Raw genomic sequence first — 22,888 nt, 5'->3', positions numbered from 1 at the left:
ATAAGACCCGTCCGGGCAGGCAAAAAACGAGGCTCGAGTATGAAACAGTTCCTCTTAATCGCATTTTGTGCGGCATCGCTGACGTCGGTGGCCCACACGGTGGACGCGGCGCAAATCAAGCGGGCGTGTCTGGCATCTGACCGTGAGGCGGCGACGCGGGCGCGGTGCCGGTGTATTCAGCGCGTGGCGGATCAGGCGCTGACGCGTAGTGATCAGAAGACCGTCGCCAAGTGGTTCACCAACCCGCATCAGGCGCAGGAGTTGAAGATGTCGCAGACCGCGCGCGATGATGCGCTGTGGGATCGGTATCAGAACTTTGGCCAGATGGCGCAAGCGATCTGCAACTGAGCCCTGTCAATCCTTGACCTGATGCCCGCTGCGCCTCAGAAATGGCGCAGCGAAAGGTATGTGCGATGGTGATGAAAGGGCTGACCCTGCGGGGCCTTGAAGTGTTCGAGGCGCTGGCGCGGACCGGATCGGTGGCGCAGGCGGCCGAGATCACGGGGCTCAGCCAGCCCTCGGTTTCCCAGCAGTTGCGCAATCTGGAAAAGGCTTTGGGCACCGATCTGGTGGATCACGGGCGGCGACCGATGCGACTGACGCAGGCCGGCCGCAGTTTCCTGGCGCGGGCCGAGGCAGTGCTGGCCGAGTTGCAGATGGCGCAAGGCGAACTGGCAGTGATGGATCTGGGGCATCTGACCACCCTGTCCATCGGCTTGATCGACGATTTCGACAACGACCTGACGCCGCGATTGGCGACGTTGCTGGCCGACAGTCTGACCCGGTCGAAATTCAAGCTGATCACGCTGCCCAGCCTGGACCTGTTTGCCGAGCTGGAAGCGCAGCGCCTGCACATGGCGGTCTCGGCCCATTCTGGCGAGGTGCTGGAGGGCGTGGTCGAATATCCGCTGGTGCAGGATCCGTTCATTCTGGTCGCGCCTAAGGGCGTTGCGCAACCAGTGCAGGATCTGCCCTTTCTGCGCTATGCCCGCGAGCAGTTGATCAGCCGTCAGATCGAAAGCCATCTGGCCCGGCAGCAGCTGGAGTTCGAGGAACGGTTCGAAATCGGCTCACACCTCGCGCTGATGGCGATGGTTGCGCGCGGCCTTGGCTGGGCGATCACCACGCCGCTGGGCTATATGCGCGCCGCCCGCTTCCACGACGGGATGGAGGCGCACCCAGCCCCGTTCGGTGAATTCGCGCGCACCATTTCCTTGTTTACACGGACCGACTGGTCCGATCAGGTACCGCAGGAGGTGGCCGACATGATCCGACGCCTGATGCGCAGCCAGATCGTTGATCCAGCGATTGCGCAATTGCCGTGGTTAGCTGGTCAGTTGAAGGTGGTGGGATAGAGCGAGAGGCAGCGAATACGATTATTTGCTATCGCTCTAATTTGCGACTTTCAAAAGTTTATCTCAAGAACGCAGCATTTCTTCTACAACGAAACCAGATGGACTCTGGCGCCTCTCTTTTTAGCGGCAAGTCACCATTTTCATTAAAGTACGTTGCCAAGCATTGCCTTTGCAACATAGTGTGCGCTTCATGTTTTGAATTTGCTACGAAAGTTTTTTTAGAATGACGATGACTATAGATGGCATCGGTGCAGAGCCGCCGGGTTACAAAGATGCTCTAACTCTTGAACAAGCGTTGCTTCTGACACCCAAAGCGCTCGATCGACAAATTTCAAGCGATCTCAGACGCATAGCTAACGCGCATGGTCGAAGCTACTCGATTGTTAGCTGGTGGCAAGAGCAGAAGGCACGGTTTATTGGCTGGTCGGGTCGCTTGCTTGCTCGACAAGTCAAGAGAAAACCACCTGGCGAACCTGAGGATTTTTGTGACAAAATCGACTATTGCCGACGGCGCAAACAAGCCCGGACTGCTGTCGGCTTTATCCGGAGCCTTCAGGAAGATCGCGTACTGTTGGCAACCGAGGCATACGATAAGTTCCGAGAGAACAATGAGACAATAGCTATACTACTTGAGGAAGCGATGGCTCTGACGACTGAAATCGCTGAATTTACGGCCGACACCGTTGTTCCAGTTACTGTTATTGCTAAGATCGTTCTGGAAGCAATGGATGAGATTTGCCCATGCCCGGATGAGGATAGCGCTACATAAGGAAGCTTCAGCCACCACCTGCTTTGCCCCATTTTTGCCGTAGAACCTATTTGAAACACTTGGCTCAAATTTAGTTGTTACAAATTGAGTTCGACATACCCATCAGTCCAGAATTGGACATATATCGCATGGGGAACAATGCCGTCCGCATCTGCCGTCGTAAATGAATGGTATATTCAAGCTAGGCCCGCACATGTGCCTCGAGCCCCTGCACCGCCTCTTCGATCAGGTCCAGCGCGCCGTCGAAATCCCGGGTGTAATAGGGATCGGGCACGTGGTCCGCGCCGCTGTCAGGCGCAAAATCGGTCAGCAGGCGGACCGGGGTGGTGATGCCGTCGGGGCGCAGGGCCTCGATACCCTCGATGTTTTCTGCGTCCATTCCGATGATCAGGTCGAAGTGGTTGAAATCCTCGGCCAAGAACTGGCGCGCGCGTAGGTCGCTGAGGTCGATATCACGCGCGCGGGCGGCCTTTTGCATTGGGCCGTAGGGCGGGTCTCCGATATGCCAGCCCGAGGTTCCGGCGCTGTCGGTCTGGTGATGCGGGGCGCGGGCGCGAAAAGCGCCCTCGGCAGCGGGTGAGCGGCAGATATTGCCCAGGCAGACGAAAAGGATACGGTGTGTCATGGGAACGGGTGTAACGCGTGAGGCGGGTATGGAAAAGATCGTCATTCTGACCGGCGCCGGGATTTCGGCCGAAAGCGGACTGGGCACGTTCCGCGATGAAGGCGGCCTGTGGGCGCAGCACCGGATCGAGGATGTGGCCACGCCCGAGGGCTTTGCCCGCAATCCGTCGCTGGTGCATCAGTTTTACAATGCCCGCCGAGTACAGGCCGCCAAGGCGCAACCCAACGCGGCGCATCAGGCGCTGGCCCGGTTGCAGCAGGGCTGGCCTGGAGAGGTGATCCTTGTCACCCAGAATGTCGACAGCCTGCACGAGGCAGGAGGGGCCGCGCATGTGATCCATATGCATGGCACCTTGGCTGGGGCTTTGTGTGAGGCGTGCGGATATCGTTGGGCTTCGCCACCCGAAATGGATGTGGGTGAGCCCTGCCCGTCCTGTCACCAGCCCTCGGCCCGGCCCGACGTGGTATGGTTCGGCGAGATGCCATATTTCATGGATGAGATCTACGACCATCTGATGGAAGCATCGCTGTTCGCCTCGATCGGCACCTCGGGGCAGGTTTATCCGGCGGCAGGGTTTGTACAAGAGGCGCGGGCCGTGGGCGCGCGGACGATCGAATTGAACCTTGAGCCATCCGCCGGAATATTTGATGAAACCCGGCTGGGGCCAGCCTCGGAGGCAGTACCGCGCTGGGTCGATGAGCTGTTGGCGCGAGGCAGCACGCGATAGGGGCAGACAGCGGCGCGTCTTCCCGTCTATGGTGCAGAAAACGCAAACCCGAGTGAGTGACATGACCGATCTACCGCCCAAAGACGGAGAAATCCTTGACGACAGCAGTATCGACGCGCGCGATACGTTAAGTACCAATCTGGCCAGCCTGTGGTGGACCTTTCTGCTGCGTGGAATTCTCGCGGGTCTGATCGGGATTGCAGCGCTGTTCTGGCCGACCAGCAGCATCTCATTATTGCTGCGATTGGTAGGGGCGCTGCTGATTCTGGATGGCGCGCTGACCTGGCTGGGTTTTGGGCGGCGCGGGCTGATCGGAGGCGTCGGTATCGGTGCCGCGCTGATCGGTTTGGTGTTGCTGATCTGGCCACAGGGCGTGGCCTGGCTGGCGTTCACCCTCATGGGGGCGATGGCGCTGTTCGTTGCGATCGGCTCGTTCATGGCGCTGCCGCAAATGCATCCACAAGACCCCGAGCGCGCAACGGTGCGTAATTCAGGTATCTTCGCACTCATCGTCGGGCTGGTGCTGATCTTCTGGCCCGGCAGCGGCATGGTGGCGTTGGGCTGGGCAATTGCCTTCTTCGCGCTGACCTCGGCGGTGGTGATGTTCTTTCTGGCGGCACGGTTCAAAAAAGCGGGCGATCGATTGGAGATGAAAACCGTCAACAGATGACGCAACAGGCCGGGCATTGCCCGGCCTGTCGTATGGATGATGGCTGTACCACAGCCTTAAGACAGGCGTTAGTTCGAATGGCCGCCTTTGTCCTGGCGCTCAAGATCGACCGGGATCTCGACCGCGACCTCTCCAGCATTTTCGAAGATCAGAGTGACGGGAACGGTTCCGCCCTGTTCGAAAGGCGCGGTCAGGCCCATGAACATGACGTGATCACCGCCGCGTTTCAGCATGTGGGTTTCGCCCGCCGGAATGGCGAAGCCTTCCTTCACATGCACCATCTTGGCGACACCGTTTTCGTCAACCTTATGAGTGTGCAGTTCCACTCGGGCAGCCGCATCCGAGGTCACGCCGATCAGGCGGTCATCGGTATCGCCTTGATTCTGGATCATCATAAAGGCGGCACCCGCCTTCGCGGTTTTGCCCGAAGACCGTGCATAAGGGTCTTCGACCGAGATGGTATCGGCAGCCAGCGCCGCACCGGTCAGCGAAAAGGTAGTCAGGACTGCAAGCAGGCTGGATTTGAGGGTCATTATGCCTCTCCTTGGTAACTGTCTGATAGAGTTTGGAAACTGGAATCAGGCAGAAACCGGCGGGGCACGAGCTGGGTGTCGCGGCAGCGGCGCGGCAATCAGATGCTGGGAAAGGAGCGACGGCGCGGGGAGCGCGCGCGGCGGGGCCGGAGGTACGGCAACCGAGGCTTCATGGATCGCGCCCAGCAGGTTGAGCGCATAGTCAGGGCAGTATTGCGGTGCGCGGGTCGGTTGGCCGTCTTCGTCCATATAGACGACGACCGGTCCGCTGCCGGTGCACAAAACCATCTGCCCGACCGCGCGCTCCATACCCCGCGACACGGCCAGTCCCTGCCCGGTGAGGATCACCATCAAGGACAGCGTATAAGGCAGAAATGTGCGGAAAAAGCCTGTCATGTCAGCTTGGTATATACGCCGCCCACTGAACCGGCTTCAAGCGCAAAGCAGTGGCTGAGACAGTATGGCCTAGCTCAGCTTTTCGGCGGCCTGAACGCCTCGGCATTCATCCCCGTATGCAGTCGGTTTACCCGGCGCTGCATCCGGGTGCAGCGGATCACGGCTTTTGCAATTGATCGTGGCAGTAAAAACAGAAAATTCTTTGCTTTGAGTGACATGGTAACCCCCTCAACATGAATATGCATAAACATATGCGATATTCAGCAGGCGTTCTGTGAACAACGTCACGAAGCGGGGCGTTTTATTACCATTTCAGAGACAATCATTCGCACAGGGGCAGCGAATGCAAAAAAGAAAAGCCCCACACCGCAGGGTGCAGGGCTGAATTCTAGCGTGAGAAAGCGCTTAGGCCGAGGCTTGCGCCTTGGCGATTTCTTTCTTCACTTTCAGGGCGTTCGCCGACAGCTCGTCATCCTTGGCTTTGGCCAGGAACGCGTCCAGACCACCGCGGTGGTCGACCGAGCGCAGGGCAGCTGCCGAGATGCGCAGCTTGACGCCACGACCCAGGGTTTCCGACTGCAGGGTAACGTCGTTCAGGTTGGGCAGAAAACGGCGACGAGTTCTGTTTTTGGCGTGGCTGACATTGTTGCCAGTCATCGGGCCTTTTCCGGTCAGTTCGCAACGGCGCGACATGGTTTCTTCCTTTGTTTCTGGAGGCCGGGTACAAGACCCGCGGCCAAATCACAAGGGGCGCAACCCGAAGTCGCGCCCGAAAACTGGTTGGATGCGTTTAGTGGGAATCGCGCGAAGGGTCAAGACGGCTGCGGCGAAATCTTTGCACCCGAGTTGAATTCATTTGAGGTCAAGATCGGGGACATCCGCAACAGCGGCTTGTTATTCTTCAAATGCCGCGTGATCAACTGCGCTTGCAGCCGCCCGCCGGGGATCATGCGGGCCGGGTCGGCGCGGTAGTCAAGGTCTGTCAGTTCGGGAAAAATCTCGAATATCTCGCGACGCGACGCGGCGCTCAGCATTTTCAGCGCTTCGGGGCCGGTATAGAGGCTTTCGGTTGGCGCATCCTCGGCAAAGATCACCTGATGGCGGTCGAACAGCAGGTGGTAATACTCGACGCTTTCCACGCTTTCATCAATGTAGATATCCGGCATTGCAGTGAGTTTGATGGCCGGAATCAGAACCTCGGTCGTGCCGAACATGCGTTGGGCGATCTTTGAGTGCACCAGCATCCGATGCTGGCGCGAGACCAGCAGATCGCGATGCGGCAGCCCCTCACCCAATGCCCCTGCAAGGATACGCACAGGCCAGAGTCTGGGGTTGGCTTCAAGCTGGAAGCGATCAAATTCGCGCCGCCCGATCCAACGGATCGGGTGCAGGCCCTGCCCAAGTGTGTGGACCAGATCACCGGTGCGCAACGACTGGATCAGGGATCGCCCATCCTGTGTCGTGATCAATGTATCGCGCGTGAAACAGGGCATACCCGACCCGTTCTCGAACGCTGAATACGTGACGGTGATGCCTGAAGGCAGGGTAAATGTGCCGCTCGAGACTGAATAACCAACCCCGTCTTCGACCGTAATCACCCCGAAAGTATCGTCCGTGATAACAGTGCCCTCAGGGAGGTTCAGCGTGTCGGTTCCACTGCCGCCGCGAATGTCACCCGACACCGTGGTGCTGGTGAAATTCAGCGTGTCATTACCGGCACCAAGCCGGATATCGCCGACGGTTGACCCCCTGATATCAACCGTATCCGCATCCGACCCGCTAGCGATGCGCCCGCCAACCGTGCTGTTGGTGACAATGATCGTGTCGGTGCCTGCATTGCCCAGGACATTGTTGGCAATGGTGCTATTGGTGATGGTGATATCGTCATCGCCGCCACGGCCACGGATACCGGTCACCGGAGGCGTCGCCGGGTTTCCGTTCAGAGTACCGTTGTCATTTGTGACATCGATATCGTCGTCGCCGTTGGTACCATTGATATTGGGCATTCTGACGTGTCCCGTTCCTCGGAGAATCCGGGCACGATCCGAGCTGACCAAGCCCTTTCTCAACCCGGTTCAAACGCAGTGACTTACACTCAAACACAACAATATATGTAGCTTTAATACACGATTAGCGGTCAGCGCACCAGCCGCGCACGCATCATACCGCCAGAGTGTTACGCGTCGGACAGCCCGGAGAGGATTTGTTCGGCCGCCGCCGATGGGCTGAGGTGGCCCGCACTGACCTGAGCGCCAAGATCGCTCATCCGACTGCGCATCTGTGGCGTTTCGAGACGCGCAAGCAATGCGTGGCGTACCTCTTGCTCGAACCAGTATTGTGCCTGTGTGGCGCGGTTCAATACCCAATGCCCGGCTTCGCGCCGCCAGGTTGTCAGGGCCTGCATCTCGTCCCAAGCCTGTTCCAGCCCATGCTCTTCAACTGCTGAAACGGTCATGGCCTTGGGAAACCCTTCGGGGTCCTGCGGGCGTTTGCGCAGCAGACGCAGCGCGCCCGCGTAATCGGCGCAGGTGCGGGTTGCAGTCGCTTTCAGGTCGCCATCGGCCTTGTTGATCAGGATCATGTCGGCCATCTCCATGATGCCGCGCTTGACGCCCTGCAACTCATCTCCACCCGCCGGGGCCAGCAGCAGCAGGAACAGGTCAGACATCTCGGCCACAACGGTTTCCGATTGGCCCACACCCACGGTTTCAATCAGCACGACGTCAAAACCAGCCGCCTCACAAAGTGCAATCGCTTCGCGTGTGCGGCGCGCCACGCCACCAAGATGGCTCTGGCTGGGGGACGGGCGGATAAAGGCGTTTTTCTCGCGGCTCAGCCTTTCCATGCGGGTCTTGTCGCCCAGGATCGAGCCCCCCGAACGGGCCGAGCTGGGGTCAACTGCAAGAACCGCAACGCGCAGCCCCAGCCCCGTCAGCATCATGCCGAAGCTTTCGATAAAGGTCGATTTGCCCACACCCGGCGTGCCCGACAGGCCGATCCGCAACGCCTGGCGTCCGGCGCCGCTCAATTGATCCAGCAGCACGGTTGCCTGCGCCCGATGATCTTCACGCCCGCTTTCGACCAGTGTGATCGCACGGGCCAATGCCCTGCGCTCTCCGTTCAAGATCCTGTCGCCAAGCTCGGCAATGTTCATCGGTAAGTCCCCGGCTGGAATTTGCCCTAGATGAGGGGGGATGACCCGGTTTGTCCAGCCCCAACCGGAGCCGAGTTTGGCGACGCTGGACCTTGGCCGAGGCTTTGGCGATAAGGCGATATGACCCGGTTGCCCATTGATGACGCCATTCCCGATCTTCTGAACGCCTTGCGAACGCATGGGCGCGCGGTGCTGCAGGCGCCGCCGGGTGCGGGCAAGACAACCCGCGTGCCGCTTGAGATGCTGCAGGCCGGTCTGTGCGAGGGCCGGATCGTCATGCTGGAACCCCGGCGGCTGGCCGCCCGCGCCGCCGCCGAACGCATGGCTGAGACGCTGGGTGAGCCCGTGGGCCAGACCGTGGGCTATCGTGTCCGTGGAGACGTGAAAGTTTCAAAGGCGACGCACATCGAGGTTGTGACCGAAGGTATCCTGACACGGATGCTGCAATCCGAACCTGACCTGCCCGGCGTAGGTGCTGTGATATTCGATGAATTCCACGAACGGTCCCTGAACGCCGATCTTGGGCTTGCACTGTGCCTTGAGGTGACTGGAGCGTTGCGCGATGACCTGATCTTGCTGGCGATGTCCGCGACGCTGGATGCTGAACCGGTGGGCCAGCTGATGAACGCGCCTCTGGTGACATCCGAAGGGCGCAGCTATCCGGTCGAGACCCGCTGGTTGGACCGGCCTTTGGCGCCGCAGGCGCGGCGACTAGACGCGCTGATCGATCTGGTGGTGCGAGCCGAACGGGAAACCAAAGGGGGCATGCTGGTGTTCCTGCCCGGTGAAGGTGAAATTCGGCGGGCCGAGGCGGCTTTGGCCAGCCGTCTACCCGACACCTGTTCAGTGCGGCCTTTGTTCGGAGCACTGCCCTTTGCCGCCCAGCGCGCGGCGATTGCGCCGGTTAAGCAAGGTCGCAAGGTAGTTCTGGCGACGTCGATTGCCGAAACCTCGCTGACTATTCCCGATATCCGCGTGGTGGTCGATATGGGGCAAGCCCGGCGGGCGCGGTTCGATCCCGGATCAGGCATGTCGCAGCTGGTGACCGAGCGGGTGACGCGGGCCGAAGCGACGCAGCGCGCAGGCCGTGCGGGGCGTGTGGCCGAAGGTGTCTGCTATCGGTTGTGGTCCAAGGGCGACGAAGGTGCACTGGCCGCCTACCCGCCTGCCGAAATCGAGGCTGCCGATCTGACCGGGCTGGCGTTGGAATTGTCGCTCTGGGGCGCAGAACCGGGTGATCTTGCGTTTCTGACCGCGCCGCCCGAAGGCACGCTGGCTGAGGCGCGCGCGTTGCTGGCGATGCTGGGTGCCCTGGATGGCAAAGGCCGGATCACCGAACATGGGCGGGCGCTGGCGGCGCTGCCGCTGCATCCTCGGCTGGGGCACATGCTGCTGCACGCGGGACCTGAGGCCGCGACACTGGCGGCGCTGATGGCGGAACGCGATCCGCTGCGGGGCGCGCCGGTCGATCTGTCTTTGAGGCTTGAGGTGCTGCGGGACGTGCGCGCGTTTCAGCGCAATCGGGTCTGGCAGGTCAACATGGGCGCGCTGGATCGGATCAAGGGCGAAGCAAAACGGTTGCGCGCGCAATCTAAGGATGCGGGCGGTCTGAGCCCGGCGGCGATGGCGGCGCTGGCCTATCCCGATCGCATCGGACAGCGACGCAAGGGAGATGTCCCGCGTTATGTCCTGTCGGGTGGCAAAGGCGTCGTGCTGGAAGCCGGTGATACGTTGGCGGGTGCACCCTATCTTGTGGTGACGGATACGGATGGGAACCCGCGTGAAGCGCGCGTGCGCATGGCAGCGCAGATTTCCGAGGGGGAAATTCGCGATCTATTCGGCGATCAGATCGCGTGGGTCGACAGCTGCGACTGGTCGAAACGCGAACGCCGTGTGGTGGCGCGCAGGCAAGAGCGGTTCGGAGCAATCACGCTGGACGACCGCATCTGGAAAGATGTCCCCGAGGATGCGTTGGCGCGGGCGATGTTGGACGGGGTGCGCGATCTGGGTGTGCGGCTGAACGGGGCCGCAGCGCGATTGGCCGCTCGGGTCGAGTTGATCCGCGCGGAAGGCGCTGATTTGCCGGACTTCTCGGAAACCGGGCTGATGGATACGCTGGAAGACTGGCTGCTGCCGATGCTCTCGGGTGTGCGCAATGCCGATGACTGGAAGCGGTTCGACCTGCTGCCCGCGCTGCGCGCCCGGCTGGACTGGGACCAGATGCAGGAACTGGATCGGCGGGCGCCGGGCTCGTTTGTGACTCCGTTGGGCCGCAAGCTGCCAATTGACTATGGCGGTGCGGTGCCCGAAATCTCGGTTCGGCTACAAGAGGTATTTGGCGTTACGCAACATCCGGTGGTTGGGGGCGAGCCTTTGAAGATCACGCTGCTGTCACCGGCCCAGCGACCGATCCAGATCACCCGTGATCTGCCCGGATTCTGGGCCGGGTCATATGCCGATGTGCGCAAGGACATGCGGGCGCAGTACCCAAAACATCCCTGGCCCGAAGATCCAACTCAGGCGGATCCGACGCTGCGCGCGAAGCGGCGCAAAGGCTGAGTTGATCAGGTGGGCGTAAATAAGCCTCATTGGCGGAAACAGTGCAAAGCGCACAAATTGCTGCAAAAATACACGAAACACCGAAAGTTCAGGCCATATTTTGCGGTTATCCGAGGGCGGTATTGTTAACTCAGCAATACATGATTATGTAACTTCTTCGAATTACAAAAAGAACACGCCCGAGCAGGCCTGGCATGACGACATGGATACGCAACATCTGGGAAGAGGTCGCGCGACCGCTGATCCAGCGCCCAAGCCGGGTGCAGGTTGCTGCGTTGTGTACCCGCAAGGCAGGTCCCGGTGACGACGTTTTGTTAATCACCAGTCGGGGCACCGGACGCTGGATTATCCCCAAAGGCTGGCCCATTGATGGGCTCAACGGGCCGGAAACCGCATTGCGGGAAGCCTGGGAAGAGGCTGGAGTGCGCGCGACTGAGGTGCAGAAAGATCCCGTTGGTCATTACTCTTACGACAAAAGGTTGGATGACGGCACGGCGTTGCCGGTTATCACCAGCGTTTATCGGATCGAGGTGACCGATCTGGCGGATGTATTCCCCGAGTCCGATCAGCGTAAGCGCTGCTGGGTGTCCCCAAAGGTGGCCGCCGAACGCGTGCAAGAGCCGGAACTGCGCGACTTGCTACTGCAATTGTAACAATATTGTAAAAAACTGATGACAAAGGTTGCCGCGCCCATTGGAACCGTTTAGCGGCGGGCATCATTCAAAACAGCCGCTGTGAACCGATGTCAGACCACCCCACCAAAGCCCGTTGGCACGCACTGGACCGCGACCTGCAGCGTATCTCGCGCGTTGAGCACGCCAATGCCCAAGTATCGCGTCCTCTGTTGGCCCCCGGAATTGCACTGGCCTTTATCGCGCTGGCAGGTTTGGCTGCAGCGCTTCTGTTCGGACGGGCCGATGGTGGCGTGATCGTTGTCGCAGCTGCGGCATTCGGCGCTTACATGGCGATCAATATCGGTGCCAACGACGTAGCCAACAATATGGGCCCGGCAGTGGGGGCCAATGCTCTGACCATGGGCGGAGCCATCCTGATTGCCGCCATCGCAGAAAGCGCAGGCGCGTTGCTGGCAGGGGGGGATGTGGTTTCGACCATCTCTAAGGGCATCATCGATCCGATGTCGGTGCAGAACAGCAATGTGTTCATCTGGGCGATGATGGCGGCCCTGATATCGTCGGCACTGTGGGTCAATCTGGCTACCTGGGTCGGGGCACCGGTTTCGACCACGCATTCGGTGGTCGGCGGCGTGATGGGTGCCGGCATTGCTGCGGCGGGCCTAAGTGCGGTGAGTTGGGGCACGATGAGCGCGATTGCCGCCAGTTGGGTGATCTCACCCGTTTTGGGCGGGATGATTGCAGCCGCCTTTCTGGCATTGATCAAACACAAGATCCAGTATCAGGACGACAAGATCGCGGCAGCGCGGCGCTGGGTGCCCATTCTGGTTGCCGTGATGGCAGGGGCGTTTGCCACCTACTTGTCGGTCAAAGGCCTGAAGCGGATCGTCAAAATTGATCTTCAATTTGCCCTTTTGATCGGTCTGACCTTTGGCGGCCTGGTCTGGGCTGCGACGGTACCGTGGGTCAAGCGCAAGTCTGAAGGGTTGGAGAACCGGACCCGGTCGTTGAAGACATTGTTTGGTCTGCCTCTGGTGATTTCGGCCACATTTTTGAGCTTTGCGCATGGGGCCAATGATGTGGCCAATGCGGTGGGTCCATTGGCGGCGATCGTGCATGCGGCCGAGTTCGGAGATTTTGCCACGAAAGTATCGATCCCGACATGGGTCATGGTGATCGGCGCGTTTGGCATCTCGTTCGGCCTATTCCTGTTCGGTCCCAAGCTGATCCGTATGGTCGGCAGCCAGATCACCAAGCTGAACCCGATGCGGGCGTTCTGTGTCGCGCTATCGGCGGCGATCACGGTCATCGTCGCCAGTTGGCTGGGTCTGCCGGTCAGTTCGACTCATATCGCGGTTGGGGCCGTCTTTGGTGTTGGCTTCTATCGGGAGTGGCATGCAGAACGGCGGTGGAAATACTCGAACCGCCAGCGACCGGCAGAGCTGCGACTGGCGCGCGAGGAACGGCGGCGGCGCAAGCTGGTGCGGCGGTCGCATTTCATGACCATCGTGGCGGCCTGGGTGATCACGGTACCGGCAGCGGCAGTGATGTCGGCGCTAATTTTCTGGGTTTTGACTGCGTTCGCTTGATCGGATTTTGCGAGGCTCTGCCTCGCGCTCCGAGGTATTTTAGGCCAGATGAAGAGACGGATCAGGTTATGATCTGGTCGACTGTGAGCGGCGTGTCCGGTGATTGATGGATGAGTTGAGAGACTCGGCTATTGATCGGGGTTGCGATCGCGTACTGTTGGCCGAGTTTGATGATTTCGCCCTGTAGACTGTCGATTTCGGTCGGGCGTCCCGCCGTCAGATCATAAGCCATCGAGGTGCGCGCATTGGGGTCGATGGTCAGCATTTTTGCCGCAATCCGTGTAAAAATTGGCGTTGGCAGACGTAGAATGTGCGGTGTCATCCATGCGGGTAGTGGCGTTGTGGAGGTGGCCTCGATCTCGGCGACTTTCAAAACACGCTGCGCCTCGGCCATCTGATCAGCCATCAGGCGACGCCAGTTTCGGTCGAGCAGTTGGTTTTGCAAGGTCAGGCCGGACAATGCGTTCAATGCATTGTTGAGGTTGATCACCAGCTTACCCCATTGCACTGCCTCGATCTGGTCGCTTTCGCTGACGGGTAGATCTGGGGCGCTTAGGCGTTCAGCCAGAGACCGGGAGCCACGCTCGATGACGATCTCGCCCGATGTGGCGCGGTGATAGGTTGCCGGGCCCGTCGGCACCACGTTGAAGGGCACCATTCCAGCCCGAACGTCGCGTCCGGGAAGAGCGGTGCGCAGGGTGCGGGCGTTCTCGAGCCCATTCTGCCAAGACAGAACCGGGGCCGTTTCCGTGGCGTATGCGGCGATCAGCGTGGCCATCTCGGCGGTCGCGCCGGTTTTTACCGTGACGATGACTAACTCGGCATCCCCAAGACAGGCAGGGTCTTCGCTGAGCAGGAGTTGTGCGGCGGCGACGTGCCGATGCAGGTTCGAGAAATCTGTCACCGTCAGCCCCTGTCCCCGGATGGCGTCCAGCACCCGCGCGCGGCCCAGCAGCGTCACGCTGTGTCCCGCTGCGGCCAGCAATGCGCCGCAAAAGCAGCCAATGCTGCCTGCACCGGCGATGACGATATTCATGGCTTACCTCCGCTGTGCCTCCAAGGATCGCCGGGATCGTTCATCGGAGCCAGCGTGACGTGAGGTCAGACGCGGGCGCGTCTGGGTCGGGTGCGTTCGAGGTCTTCTGAGATCGGAATGAACTCCTGATCATCACCGGGCGGCAGGTGGAAGGCGCCGTTCGCCCAGTCGGCAGTTTTCCATTCGCGTGTGGCGGTTTCGATTTTCTCCTTCGAAGAGGAGACGAAGTTCCACCAGATGTAGCGATCTTCGTTCAAGGTCGCGCCGCCCAGCAGCAACAGCCGCGCACCCAGTGGTCCGGCCTTCACGGACAGGTGATCGCCGGGGCGGAAGACCATCATGCGACCCGCCTCGAAGCTGTCGCCTGCGATCTCGACCGAGCCTGTGGTGACATAGACACCGCGATCCTCGTGATTGTCGGGCAGTGGGAAGGAGGCACCCGGTTCGAGCTGGACGTCGAGATAAAAGGTCTCGGACAGCATGGTGACCGGGCTGGTTTCGCCATAGGCGGAACCAAGGATCAGGCGGGCGCTGACGCCTGCATCCTGAATATGAGGCAACGCGCCCTGTTTGTGGTGTTCGAAATCGGGGGCCATATCTTCGTGAGTTTCGGGCAGGGCGATCCAAGTCTGGATGCCAAACAGGCTGTGTTTCTTGCCGCGTGTTTGGTCACTGGTACGTTCGGAATGGGTCACACCACGCCCAGCGACCATCCAGTTGACCTCGCCGGGGTAGATCATCTGATGCGTGCCGAGACTGTCGCGGTGTTCAAACTCGCCCTGATATAAATAGGTCACGGTACCCAGTCCGATATGGGGATGCGGCCGAACATCAATACCGCCTTCGGTGATGAATTCGGCCGGACCCATTTGGTCGAAGAAGATGAAGGGGCCGACCAGTTGCCGTTTGACCGAGGGTAGCGCGCGGCGCACCTCGAACCCGCCCAGATCACGGGCACGGGGGATGATCAGGCTGTCTAGCGCCGGGTTCTCGGACCGGCAGTCGGGGGTATGGGTCGGATTCCAGCTCATTCTCGCTCTCCCTTGGGTCAGGATCTGGCTTAGGCTTCAATATGTTTGATAATGTGGAATATAGTATGATTTGATATCGGGCATAGCGCATGAGTGCACATATACAGTGCACGATGGGCGGAAACGGCGGCAACGCTCACGTGACGGTGATGAAATGACCCGATCTTCAGACCAGCTTAACTCGGCTTTCGCAACAAACGTGCTAGATTGAGTGTCAGGCCAGACACCATGCCCGTTATCGAAAGGAGCCCTCTCGATGTCGCACGTTCTTCTTACCCGCCGCAGCGCGTTGGTTACGGCGGGCTGTTTTGCAGCGCTAGGCACGGCCGGGCTGACCACGCCCGCGCGGGCGCAGGGCGTTGCACCGACCCCATCCATGCGGGGCGGATCGAACAACTATCGCCCCGGCGCCCCTATTGTGCAGCGCATCGGCGGCGGAGGTTTCTGGATGACCGGCACCGTGCGCCGCGCAGGCGACGGAGCCCCCTTGCCCGGCCAGCGTATCCAGATCTGGGCGCATACGACCGAGGGGCACGAGCGCGACCAGCGCAGCCATGGGGCGACGCTGACGGATGCGAACGGTGAATTTCGGCTTGAGATGCCACAAATCGTGCCCGCCTTTGGCCAACCGCATGGACATCTGGCCTATGACAGCGGCGAATTCGAGACGGTGTTCCTGCGCCCGGTGATGTCGAGCGCGAAAGACAAAACGCTTGCAGCGCATTTCGTCTTGCAGCCTGCCTGATACGTGTTGAGGCGCATACTGATCTGGGCAGCGTTGATTGTCGCCCTTCTGGTGCCGGTTATCGCGGCAGCATTCAGCCCTTATCTGGCGTGGCGCGAGCCGATCTACATCCTAGCCGGGTTTGCGGGCATCGTCGGGATGTGCCTTCTGCTGATGCAACCCTTGCTGGCCGGACGCTGGTTGCCTGGGCTTTCACCTGTGCGCAGCCGCTTATGGCACAGGCGGTGCGGTCTGGCCCTTGTCGCAGCGATCGTAATCCATGTGGGCGGTTTGTGGATCACGAGCCCGCCGGATGTCGTGGACGCGCTTCTATTCGTATCAGCCACACCCTTTTCCGTCTGGGGTGTGATCGCGATGTGGACGGGTTTTGCTGCAGCAACGATGGGCGTTCTGCGCCTACGCCTGAACCTGCGATTTCGGCTCTGGCGTCTGGGGCACACAGGACTGGCGCTGGTAACCATTCTGGGCAGTGTCGTACACGCCCTGCTGATTGAGGGCACAATGGAGATCATGACCAAGATCGCATTGTGTGTGCTGGTAGTTCTGGCGTGCGTCGCTACGCTCGCCAGACTACGGGTCTGGGAAGTGTCCCGACGCGTTTAGTCCTCCCATACGCATACCGGGGCCGCGTCAGGCTGACAGGCGTTTGGCATAGGTCGCGCGATCTATTTCAACATCCCGCACGGTGATGCTGCCGACCGTGGGCGCAGACGCAGCCAGAACATTCAGAATGATCGCGTTCAACTCGGCGCGCGTTGCCTCATCTCGGCCTTGCAACAACAAGAGCGTGGCATGAATGAACGTCTGCGGTTCGGTCCCGATGCGGAAATACGGAAACGAGGTGGCACGGATTTTGAGTGTTGGGGCATCGAATTCTTCATGCGCGGCGAGCACGGAATAGAGCTGCTCACAGATGGCTTGAAAATCATGAGTTTTTTCGAGCCCGGCAGAGAATTCCAGAGTGATGTGTGGCATTGGTTGCTCCGAGATTTAAGAGAGCCATCTATGGCTCTCCCAGATTGCTGTCGGCCTCAGACGCCCAGACACCAGCGCATCACGGCTTTTTGCGCATGCAGGCGGTTTTCGGCCTCGTCAAAGATCACCGAGTTTGGGCCGTCCATGACCTCGGATGTGGCCTCTTCTTCGCGGTGCGCAGGCAGGCAGTGCATGAACAACGCGTCTGGCTTGGCATGCGACATCAGCTCGGCGTTGACCTGATAGGGGCGCAGCATGTTGTGGCGGCGCTCCTTCGCGGATTGAGAATCGTGCATTGAGACCCAAGTATCGGCGACCACGAGGTCGGCCCCTTCAACAGCTTTGTGCGGGTCCCGTTCGATCACGATTTTCGAGCCCTTCTGGCGTGCAAGCCCCATGAATTCTTCTTCTGGGTCCAGCTGCGCCGGGCCGGTGAATGTCAGGTCGAAACCGAATTGACCGGCGGCATGCAGAAATGAAGCGCAGACATTGTTGCCGTCGCCGGTCCAGACGACCTTTTTTCCTGCGATGGGGCCGCGATGCTCTTCATAGGTCAGCACATCGGCCATGATTTGGCAGGGATGTGTACGATCGGTCAGACCATTGATGACGGGAACGTCCGAGTATTCGGACATCTCGGTCAGGATGGTTTCATCAAAGGTTCGGATCATGATCATGTCGACATAGCGCGACAGGACGCGGGCGGTGTCGGCGATGGTTTCACCATGGCCCAGCTGCATGTCCTTGCCGGACAGCACCATGGTCTGCCCGCCCATTTGGCGCACACCGACATCGAAGGACACGCGGGTCCGTGTTGACGGCTTTTCAAAGATCAGCGCAACCATGCGGCCTGCCAGAGGCTGCTCGTCGTCCGGGGCAGCTTTGGGGCGCCCAAGGCGCGCCTGTTTCATCGCGCTGGCCTGATCGATCATGTTCCGCAGATCACCTGCGTCAGTTTTGTGGATATCAAGGAAGTGGTTCATTTTAATTCACTTTTTAATCAGGCGAGTTCAGGCCGAAGCCATTGCGTTTTCGACTTGTGCCGCAGTTTTCTCGAGGCGGATCAGGGCTTGTGCGATGTCATCCTCGGTGAGGGTCAGCGGCGGCAGCAGGCGGATCACGTTATCTGCGGCGGGGACCGTTATGACCTCGTTGTCATAGCCAGCGTTGACCACGTCGATATTGGCGGGTTTGCATTTCAGGCCAAGCATCAAACCTGAGCCGCGCACCTCCTCGAATACTTCGGGGTGGTCCGCGATCAGGCCTTCGAGCTTCTGACGCAGCAGGCCCGCCTTGCGATTCACCCCTTCGAGGAAGGCCGGAGTGGCGACCTGATCGATCACCGCGCAGCCTACAGCGCAGCCCAAGGGGTTGCCGCCATAGGTCGAGCCGTGGGTGCCTGCCGTCATGCCGCTGGCGGCCTCTTCGGTGGCCAGAACCGCACCCAGAGGAAAACCGCCGCCGATGCCTTTGGCGACCATCATGATATCCGGCGTGATGCCGGCCCATTCATGGGCAAAGAGTTTGCCGGTCCGCCCAACGCCGCATTGGACCTCATCGAGGATCAGCAAAAGGCCGTTATCATCGCAAATCTGGCGCAAGGCTTTCAGCTCTGCATCCGGAACGGGGCGGATGCCGCCTTCGCCCTGAACCGGTTCGATCAGGATGGCTGCCGTGGTGTCGGTGATAGCGTTGGTGACACCGTCGAGGTCTCCGAATGTCAGATGGACAAAGCCGGGAAGCAGCGGGCCGAAACCTTTGGTCATCTTCTCGGACCCGGCGGCGGCGATACCCGCCGATGACCGGCCATGGAATGAGCCGTCGAAAGTGATGATCTCGACCTTCTCGGGCTGACCTTTGTCATAGAAATACTTGCGGGCCATTTTGACGGCCAATTCGCAGGATTCGGTGCCCGAATTGGTGAAGAACACCGTATCGGCAAAGGTGTGTTCCACCAGCTTGTCCGCCAGTGCCTGCTGTTGCGGGATGTTATAGAGGTTTGAAACATGCCACAGCGCATGCGCCTGTTCCGTCAGGGCCGCCACCAGCGCCGGATGCGCATGACCCAGCGCGTTTACCGCTATGCCCGCGCCCAGATCCAGAAAACGTCGGCCATCCGCCTCGGTCAGCCAGGCGCCTTCGCCCTTCACGAATGTCAGGGGCGCGCGGTTATAGGTCGGCAGAACGGACGGGATCATCGGATCATCCTTTTCGAATAGCTTGAGCCCTGTGAGTGATACACTGGGGCCATGGTCGTCAACTGATTTGGTGGGGTTTGCGCGGATTTGGACAGCGCAAACGGATCAAACGGGCCGATTATGCGGTCAGGCGTCGGCGTCGGAGGCGCAGGATATGTGCGGTATTGATCATGTGAGGCCGTATAGCGGGGTGCACCGGGTCTGAAAACCCCGTTTTTGCGATCGGGGCAAAAATCATTCTGAGACCGGGATTTACCGCTTGTCATTTACCCGACGCTGGCGCACGGCTGAACCATGACACCGATACGTCAGAATCCTGCCCTTGCGGCCCTGCTGATCCTTGCGGCCAGCGCCCTTCTCGCAGGGACCACATTGCTGGCGAAAGCACTGGGGACGGATGTGCTTGGCCCTGCCCTGCATCCGATGCAGATCAGCCATGGACGGTTTCTGTTTGCCTTTCTGGTAATCGTGACAGCCGTCGGCATCATGCGCCCCCGCCTGAGCCGCCCGCATTGGGGTCTGCATATCGGACGGACGAGCTTCGGCTGGCTGGGGATCACGCTGATGTTTGCATCCGTTGCTTTCATACCGATCGCGGATGCGACGGCGATCTCGTTCCTGAACCCGGTCTTTGCCATGATGTTGGCGATCCCACTGCTGAAAGAAGGTGTCGGCCCGTGGCGCTGGTTGGCCGCCATCGTGGCCTTGATCGGTGCTTTGGTTCTGTTGCGTCCAACGCCCGCTAGCTTTCAACCCGCTGCATTACTGGCCCTGACCGCAGCAGTAATAATTGGGATGGAACTGATCTTTATCAAAAAGCTCTCGGGCCGAGAAATACCGATCCAGATTCTGCTGATCAACAATGCGATGGGTCTGACCATTGCGACAGTCGCGGTAAGTTTCGTTTTCCAGATGCCGACGCCTCAGCAATGGGCGGCGCTGGCCTCGATTGGTGTGCTAATGGCCTGTGCGCAGGCTTGTTTCGTCAACGGAATGGCGCGGGCGGATGCCTCTTTTGTGGCTCCGATCAGCTACGCTACGCTGATCTTCGCTGCCTTCTACGATTTCGCGGTATTCAAGGTGATACCGGATGGGATCAGCCTGATCGGCTCGGCCATCATCCTGACCGGAGGTCTGATTCTGGTCTGGCGCGAGGCGATACACCGTCAGGCCTTGAGCCGGTAGCCGGTGCGCAACATCTGCCAGGTCAATCCTCCAACCAACAATGTCGCGCTGGCGCAGATCGCCATGCCCAACCAAGGAGAGCTGTCGGACACGCCGATCATCCCATAGCGCAACCCGTCAATCAGATAGAAGACCGGGTTCGCATGGCTTAGCCGATTGAGCACTGGCGGTAGCGCCTGCACAGAATAGAAAGTGCCGGACAAGAAAGCCAAAGGCGTGACGATGAAGTTGGTGATCGCCGCCATCTGGTCAAACTTGTTGGCAAAAATCCCGGCAAAAAGCCCAAGCGCGCCCATGAACGCGCCACCTAAAACCACGAATATCAGTGCGATCAGCGGGTTCTGCGGCACGATGCCCAGAACCAACGCCAGAGCGATTGCGACAACAAGGGCGATCAGGATTCCGCGGGCGATGCCTCCGGCCAGATAACCCAACAGGATTTCCAGCGGCGATAGCGGCGGCATCAGCGTATCGACGATATTGCCCTGAACCTTGGCGATCACCATCGATGACGATGTATTGGCAAAGGCGTTCTGAATCACGGTCATCATCATGATGCCCGGTGCCAGAAAGGTCAGAAACGGCACCCCCATCACATCCGGTCGGCTGGGACCAATGGCAATGTTGAAGATCAGCAGGAACAGGCCTGCCGTCACCAGCGGTGCCAGCAGGGTCTGCGTCCACACGGCCAGAAAGCGCAGGGTTTCGCGCTGCGCCAGTGTATAGAGGCCCATCCAATTCACCGCGCCAAAGCGGCGTGCGTCGTGATCCATGAGATTATGCATGCTCTGCCCCATACCTGATTCGAAGACCGCTTGTAACTCGGGCCGCAGTGTTTAGAATAGGGCGCTGAGATGATTTCCCAAGGCGGCCCGAATCCGGGGCCGCTTTCCGCTTTTGAAAGGCAAATGATGTCCTGGACTGACGAGCGTGTAGAGCTGCTGAAAAAGATGTGGGGCGAGGGCCAGTCGGCCAGCCAGATCGCCAAGGAACTGGGCGGCGTGACCCGCAATGCGGTGATCGGCAAGGTGCACCGTCTGGGTCTGTCGAATCGCGCCACCGGTGCAAGCCCGGCAAAGGCCGAGCCTAAGGAAAAACCGGCCCCAGCGCCCAAGGCCGAGGCCAAACCGAAACCGACACCCAAGACCGAACCGGCCCGTCCGGTGCCAGCCCCTGAGGCCAAACCGGTCACCCCGGCCCGTCGCCAGATCATACCCGCCGGCCAGCCGCTGCCTCCGCAACCGTCGGCCAATGAGATCAGCCCCGAGGCTTTGGCCAAGGTCAACGAGATTGAAAAGAAGGCCAAGAAGCTGTCTTTGATGGAGCTGACCGAAAAGACCTGCAAATGGCCTGTCGGCGACCCCGCGACCGAGGATTTCTGGTTCTGCGGCCTGCCCGTCGAGGCGGGCAAACCCTATTGCGAAGCGCATGTGGGCGTGGCGTTCCAGCCGATGAGCTCGCGCAGAGATCGTCGGCGGTAATTCTTAGACATGACAGCGGGGGTTGGCCTTGATTGGCCAGCGCCCGATTGACATTAGTCTGCGGAACGGGTGCTTTCCGTATAGTCGGATAGCAATGATCGGGCGTGTTGAGCGTGGCGCGACACCAGCTGTTTCTGACGCGCGTTGTCCGGCACCAGATAACTGGTATCCGAGAGGCTCCCGGTCGAAATGCCCGAAAACAATACAGTAAGTTCCTCGACCATTGCAGGAGGGAGTGAATTCAACGCTTCCTGTCCTATCAGCAAGCTTTCGGTCGGGGCACCCTCGGCGATAATCACTTCGTGCGTCGCCAGGACCAGATGGAAATACGTGACGCTGTCTACGGTTTCATCGACATAAATCCCCGGCAGATCGGTCAGCCTTATCGCGGCGACCAGAACCTCAGAACGACCGAACATGCGTTTCACAATCGCCGAGGACACCAGCATGCGATGCTGACGCGAGACAAGCAGATCACGTCGGGGCAGGCCTTGTCCAAGTGCGCCCGCGCAAATTCGCACTGGATAGAGTTTCGGATTGCGGCGCAACTCGCGCGCAGTGAGTGAACGGCGCAAGATCTGCAGCAAAGGCTGGTTGCCACCCCGCGCCAGCAAAAGCAGCTGGCCAGGCTTCAGATCTTCTACCGGCACCGGACCCAAATCAGTGGATACGAGTGTGCCCGCAGTCAGACAGGGGATGCTGCCCGGGGTGGGATCGGTATTGACTGTATATGTGCCGCCATTGTCGGTCGAAATCAGGGAATCGCCAGCGCCGGCCTGCCCGATGACTGTGGATTGCACACCATTGGCCGGGCCAGTGTTCGCAGTGATCGGGCCGGGACTTGGAGGATCGCTGAAAGAATTAAACTGATAAACCGTTGTCCCTTCGGAAAGCGAGATACCATTGGTTTTACCCAATCCGTTAAATGTCCCGGAACTTGTCGTGTCGATGACATAGATATCGCGACCGGCAACCGTTGTCGGCGTGATACCGGCCAGAGTATTGGTGGTTCGGATCGAGCCATTGCTCAAATAGATCGTCACGACCAACCCCGAGACATCCGTACCAGCGTCAACCGCGACCTCGATAAAATCCAGGGTCGGGCCACCTAAGTATTTGAGCTCAGAAAAGTATGGATCCGGCATAAATCACATGTCTTTCGATGATACTAAGACGTCCACCCGGCACTGACGGGACAGAAATGCTGTGGCTGCTGTTGATACATCTT

25 protein-coding genes are annotated in these 22,888 nt (G+C 59.8%); 12 read left to right on the top strand and 13 right to left on the bottom strand.

The window, feature by feature from the left end:
• The first annotated feature begins 39 nt into the window (after positions 1-39).
• The 3 genes from ACR0DK_RS17385 to ACR0DK_RS17375 all read left to right on the top strand — a co-directional run bounded on the left by ACR0DK_RS17385 (position 40) and on the right by ACR0DK_RS17375 (position 2,124).
• Entirely contained in the window at positions 40-348 is a 309-nt protein-coding gene (locus tag ACR0DK_RS17385; RefSeq protein ID WP_170404173.1) for a hypothetical protein, read from the top strand.
• Positions 349-413: 65 nt separating this feature from the next.
• Positions 414-1,355, top strand: coding sequence for a LysR family transcriptional regulator (locus ACR0DK_RS17380; RefSeq protein WP_170404783.1), 942 nt, complete (start codon positions 414-416; stop codon positions 1,353-1,355).
• A gap of 223 nt (positions 1,356-1,578) precedes the next feature.
• Positions 1,579-2,124: a hypothetical protein gene (locus tag ACR0DK_RS17375; protein WP_223117711.1), complete on the top strand. Its 546-nt coding sequence runs from the start codon at positions 1,579-1,581 to the stop codon at positions 2,122-2,124.
• Positions 2,125-2,305: 181 nt separating this feature from the next.
• On the opposite strand, the gene ACR0DK_RS17370 is transcribed toward ACR0DK_RS17375, so the two are convergent.
• A complete protein-coding gene (locus ACR0DK_RS17370) occupies positions 2,306-2,749 on the bottom strand; it encodes a low molecular weight protein-tyrosine-phosphatase (protein ID WP_480737329.1) in 444 nt (147 codons plus the stop codon).
• 28 nt (positions 2,750-2,777) lie between these two features.
• Here ACR0DK_RS17370 and ACR0DK_RS17365 point away from each other — a divergent pair, with 28 nt between their 5' ends.
• Both ACR0DK_RS17365 and ACR0DK_RS17360 read left to right on the top strand, forming a co-directional pair.
• On the top strand, positions 2,778-3,476 hold the full coding sequence (locus tag ACR0DK_RS17365; RefSeq protein WP_170663844.1) for an NAD-dependent deacylase: 699 nt from the start codon (positions 2,778-2,780) through the stop codon (positions 3,474-3,476).
• A gap of 61 nt (positions 3,477-3,537) precedes the next feature.
• The gene (locus tag ACR0DK_RS17360; protein ID WP_170397206.1) at positions 3,538-4,146 is read left to right on the top strand and encodes an HdeD family acid-resistance protein; all 609 of its coding nucleotides are present in this window, start codon (positions 3,538-3,540) and stop codon (positions 4,144-4,146) included.
• A 68-nt stretch (positions 4,147-4,214) separates the two neighbouring features.
• Here the strand turns inward: ACR0DK_RS17360 and ACR0DK_RS17355 are convergent, their stop codons facing one another.
• The 5 genes from ACR0DK_RS17355 to meaB form a co-directional block, all read right to left on the bottom strand.
• Positions 4,215-4,679 carry a copper chaperone PCu(A)C gene (locus ACR0DK_RS17355; RefSeq protein ID WP_170736443.1) on the bottom strand — a complete coding sequence of 155 codons (465 nt, stop codon included), beginning with the start codon at positions 4,677-4,679 and terminating at the stop codon, positions 4,215-4,217.
• Between the two features lie 45 nt (positions 4,680-4,724).
• Positions 4,725-5,075, bottom strand: coding sequence for a glycosyltransferase family protein (locus tag ACR0DK_RS17350; protein ID WP_170404192.1), 351 nt, complete (start codon positions 5,073-5,075; stop codon positions 4,725-4,727).
• Between the two features lie 405 nt (positions 5,076-5,480).
• Positions 5,481-5,768 carry a 50S ribosomal protein L28 gene (rpmB, locus tag ACR0DK_RS17345; protein ID WP_008756960.1) on the bottom strand — a complete coding sequence of 96 codons (288 nt, stop codon included), beginning with the start codon at positions 5,766-5,768 and terminating at the stop codon, positions 5,481-5,483.
• A gap of 119 nt (positions 5,769-5,887) precedes the next feature.
• Positions 5,888-7,081, bottom strand: a complete 1,194-nt coding sequence (locus ACR0DK_RS17340) for a Hint domain-containing protein (protein WP_480737326.1) — start codon at positions 7,079-7,081, stop codon at positions 5,888-5,890.
• Positions 7,082-7,251: 170 nt separating this feature from the next.
• On the bottom strand, positions 7,252-8,229 hold the full coding sequence (gene meaB / locus ACR0DK_RS17335; protein WP_480737324.1) for a methylmalonyl Co-A mutase-associated GTPase MeaB: 978 nt from the start codon (positions 8,227-8,229) through the stop codon (positions 7,252-7,254).
• A gap of 120 nt (positions 8,230-8,349) precedes the next feature.
• Between meaB and hrpB the strand changes: the two genes are divergently transcribed.
• From hrpB to ACR0DK_RS17320, 3 genes are all read left to right on the top strand, one after another.
• Positions 8,350-10,788 carry an ATP-dependent helicase HrpB gene (gene hrpB, locus ACR0DK_RS17330; protein ID WP_480737322.1) on the top strand — a complete coding sequence of 813 codons (2,439 nt, stop codon included), beginning with the start codon at positions 8,350-8,352 and terminating at the stop codon, positions 10,786-10,788.
• Positions 10,789-10,982: 194 nt separating this feature from the next.
• Positions 10,983-11,441 carry an NUDIX hydrolase gene (locus ACR0DK_RS17325; RefSeq protein WP_170404203.1) on the top strand — a complete coding sequence of 153 codons (459 nt, stop codon included), beginning with the start codon at positions 10,983-10,985 and terminating at the stop codon, positions 11,439-11,441.
• Between the two features lie 89 nt (positions 11,442-11,530).
• A complete protein-coding gene (locus tag ACR0DK_RS17320) occupies positions 11,531-13,009 on the top strand; it encodes an inorganic phosphate transporter (protein ID WP_170397220.1) in 1,479 nt (492 codons plus the stop codon).
• Positions 13,010-13,070: 61 nt separating this feature from the next.
• Here the strand turns inward: ACR0DK_RS17320 and ACR0DK_RS17315 are convergent, their stop codons facing one another.
• Positions 13,071-14,045: a 2-dehydropantoate 2-reductase gene (locus ACR0DK_RS17315; protein ID WP_480737320.1), complete on the bottom strand. Its 975-nt coding sequence runs from the start codon at positions 14,043-14,045 to the stop codon at positions 13,071-13,073.
• Between the two features lie 65 nt (positions 14,046-14,110).
• A complete protein-coding gene (locus ACR0DK_RS17310) occupies positions 14,111-15,076 on the bottom strand; it encodes a pirin family protein (RefSeq protein ID WP_170424227.1) in 966 nt (321 codons plus the stop codon).
• A gap of 256 nt (positions 15,077-15,332) precedes the next feature.
• On the opposite strand from ACR0DK_RS17310, the gene ACR0DK_RS17305 reads away from it, so the two are divergent.
• Positions 15,333-15,821 (top strand): peptidase associated/transthyretin-like domain-containing protein, encoded by a 489-nt coding sequence (locus tag ACR0DK_RS17305; protein ID WP_170397223.1) that lies wholly within the window; start codon positions 15,333-15,335, stop codon positions 15,819-15,821.
• Positions 15,822-15,827: 6 nt separating this feature from the next.
• Positions 15,828-16,424 (top strand): ferric reductase-like transmembrane domain-containing protein, encoded by a 597-nt coding sequence (locus ACR0DK_RS17300; protein WP_370644448.1) that lies wholly within the window; start codon positions 15,828-15,830, stop codon positions 16,422-16,424.
• Between the two features lie 27 nt (positions 16,425-16,451).
• Here ACR0DK_RS17300 and ACR0DK_RS17295 read toward each other — a convergent pair whose 3' ends face one another.
• From ACR0DK_RS17295 to ACR0DK_RS17285, 3 genes are read right to left on the bottom strand one after another with little or no spacing between them, the layout of a single operon-like run.
• Entirely contained in the window at positions 16,452-16,796 is a 345-nt protein-coding gene (locus ACR0DK_RS17295) for a tautomerase family protein (protein WP_170511329.1), read from the bottom strand.
• Positions 16,797-16,852: 56 nt separating this feature from the next.
• On the bottom strand, positions 16,853-17,779 hold the full coding sequence (argF, locus tag ACR0DK_RS17290; RefSeq protein WP_170404219.1) for an ornithine carbamoyltransferase: 927 nt from the start codon (positions 17,777-17,779) through the stop codon (positions 16,853-16,855).
• A gap of 27 nt (positions 17,780-17,806) precedes the next feature.
• Positions 17,807-18,994 carry an aspartate aminotransferase family protein gene (locus ACR0DK_RS17285; protein ID WP_170404221.1) on the bottom strand — a complete coding sequence of 396 codons (1,188 nt, stop codon included), beginning with the start codon at positions 18,992-18,994 and terminating at the stop codon, positions 17,807-17,809.
• Positions 18,995-19,288: 294 nt separating this feature from the next.
• Between ACR0DK_RS17285 and ACR0DK_RS17280 the strand changes: the two genes are divergently transcribed.
• Positions 19,289-20,179, top strand: a complete 891-nt coding sequence (locus ACR0DK_RS17280) for a DMT family transporter (RefSeq protein WP_170397236.1) — start codon at positions 19,289-19,291, stop codon at positions 20,177-20,179.
• On the opposite strand, the gene ACR0DK_RS17275 is transcribed toward ACR0DK_RS17280, so the two are convergent.
• Positions 20,161-20,964, bottom strand: coding sequence for an ABC transporter permease (locus ACR0DK_RS17275; RefSeq protein WP_170397238.1), 804 nt, complete (start codon positions 20,962-20,964; stop codon positions 20,161-20,163). The genes ACR0DK_RS17280 and ACR0DK_RS17275 overlap by 19 nt on opposite strands.
• 126 nt (positions 20,965-21,090) lie before the next feature.
• On the opposite strand from ACR0DK_RS17275, the gene ACR0DK_RS17270 reads away from it, so the two are divergent.
• Complete coding sequence (locus ACR0DK_RS17270; RefSeq protein WP_170397240.1) at positions 21,091-21,660, top strand: GcrA family cell cycle regulator; 570 nt, start codon at positions 21,091-21,093, stop codon at positions 21,658-21,660.
• A 53-nt stretch (positions 21,661-21,713) separates the two neighbouring features.
• On the opposite strand, the gene ACR0DK_RS17265 is transcribed toward ACR0DK_RS17270, so the two are convergent.
• Entirely contained in the window at positions 21,714-22,805 is a 1,092-nt protein-coding gene (locus tag ACR0DK_RS17265; protein ID WP_480737315.1) for a Hint domain-containing protein, read from the bottom strand.
• Positions 22,806-22,888 lie beyond the last annotated feature (83 nt).

This window comes from Ruegeria sp. CE6 (assembly GCF_056537485.1).
This window is presented reverse-complemented; position numbering and strand designations above follow the sequence as displayed.

Coding starts and splice junctions, on each gene's coding strand:
- ACR0DK_RS17385 (WP_170404173.1), top strand. CDS start 40: ATGAAACAGTTCCTCTTAATCGCATTTTGTGCGGCATCGCTGACGTCG.
- ACR0DK_RS17380 (WP_170404783.1), top strand. CDS start 414: ATGGTGATGAAAGGGCTGACCCTGCGGGGCCTTGAAGTGTTCGAGGCG.
- ACR0DK_RS17375 (WP_223117711.1), top strand. CDS start 1,579: ATGACGATGACTATAGATGGCATCGGTGCAGAGCCGCCGGGTTACAAA.
- ACR0DK_RS17370 (WP_480737329.1), bottom strand. CDS start 2,749: ATGACACACCGTATCCTTTTCGTCTGCCTGGGCAATATCTGCCGCTCA.
- ACR0DK_RS17365 (WP_170663844.1), top strand. CDS start 2,778: ATGGAAAAGATCGTCATTCTGACCGGCGCCGGGATTTCGGCCGAAAGC.
- ACR0DK_RS17360 (WP_170397206.1), top strand. CDS start 3,538: ATGACCGATCTACCGCCCAAAGACGGAGAAATCCTTGACGACAGCAGT.
- ACR0DK_RS17355 (WP_170736443.1), bottom strand. CDS start 4,679: ATGACCCTCAAATCCAGCCTGCTTGCAGTCCTGACTACCTTTTCGCTG.
- ACR0DK_RS17350 (WP_170404192.1), bottom strand. CDS start 5,075: ATGACAGGCTTTTTCCGCACATTTCTGCCTTATACGCTGTCCTTGATG.
- rpmB (WP_008756960.1), bottom strand. CDS start 5,768: ATGTCGCGCCGTTGCGAACTGACCGGAAAAGGCCCGATGACTGGCAAC.
- ACR0DK_RS17340 (WP_480737326.1), bottom strand. CDS start 7,081: ATGCCCAATATCAATGGTACCAACGGCGACGACGATATCGATGTCACA.
- meaB (WP_480737324.1), bottom strand. CDS start 8,229: ATGAACATTGCCGAGCTTGGCGACAGGATCTTGAACGGAGAGCGCAGG.
- hrpB (WP_480737322.1), top strand. CDS start 8,350: ATGACCCGGTTGCCCATTGATGACGCCATTCCCGATCTTCTGAACGCC.
- ACR0DK_RS17325 (WP_170404203.1), top strand. CDS start 10,983: ATGACGACATGGATACGCAACATCTGGGAAGAGGTCGCGCGACCGCTG.
- ACR0DK_RS17320 (WP_170397220.1), top strand. CDS start 11,531: ATGTCAGACCACCCCACCAAAGCCCGTTGGCACGCACTGGACCGCGAC.
- ACR0DK_RS17315 (WP_480737320.1), bottom strand. CDS start 14,045: ATGAATATCGTCATCGCCGGTGCAGGCAGCATTGGCTGCTTTTGCGGC.
- ACR0DK_RS17310 (WP_170424227.1), bottom strand. CDS start 15,076: ATGAGCTGGAATCCGACCCATACCCCCGACTGCCGGTCCGAGAACCCG.
- ACR0DK_RS17305 (WP_170397223.1), top strand. CDS start 15,333: ATGTCGCACGTTCTTCTTACCCGCCGCAGCGCGTTGGTTACGGCGGGC.
- ACR0DK_RS17295 (WP_170511329.1), bottom strand. CDS start 16,796: ATGCCACACATCACTCTGGAATTCTCTGCCGGGCTCGAAAAAACTCAT.
- argF (WP_170404219.1), bottom strand. CDS start 17,779: ATGAACCACTTCCTTGATATCCACAAAACTGACGCAGGTGATCTGCGG.
- ACR0DK_RS17285 (WP_170404221.1), bottom strand. CDS start 18,994: ATGATCCCGTCCGTTCTGCCGACCTATAACCGCGCGCCCCTGACATTC.
- ACR0DK_RS17280 (WP_170397236.1), top strand. CDS start 19,289: ATGACACCGATACGTCAGAATCCTGCCCTTGCGGCCCTGCTGATCCTT.
- ACR0DK_RS17275 (WP_170397238.1), bottom strand. CDS start 20,964: ATGCATAATCTCATGGATCACGACGCACGCCGCTTTGGCGCGGTGAAT.
- ACR0DK_RS17270 (WP_170397240.1), top strand. CDS start 21,091: ATGTCCTGGACTGACGAGCGTGTAGAGCTGCTGAAAAAGATGTGGGGC.
- ACR0DK_RS17265 (WP_480737315.1), bottom strand. CDS start 22,805: ATGCCGGATCCATACTTTTCTGAGCTCAAATACTTAGGTGGCCCGACC.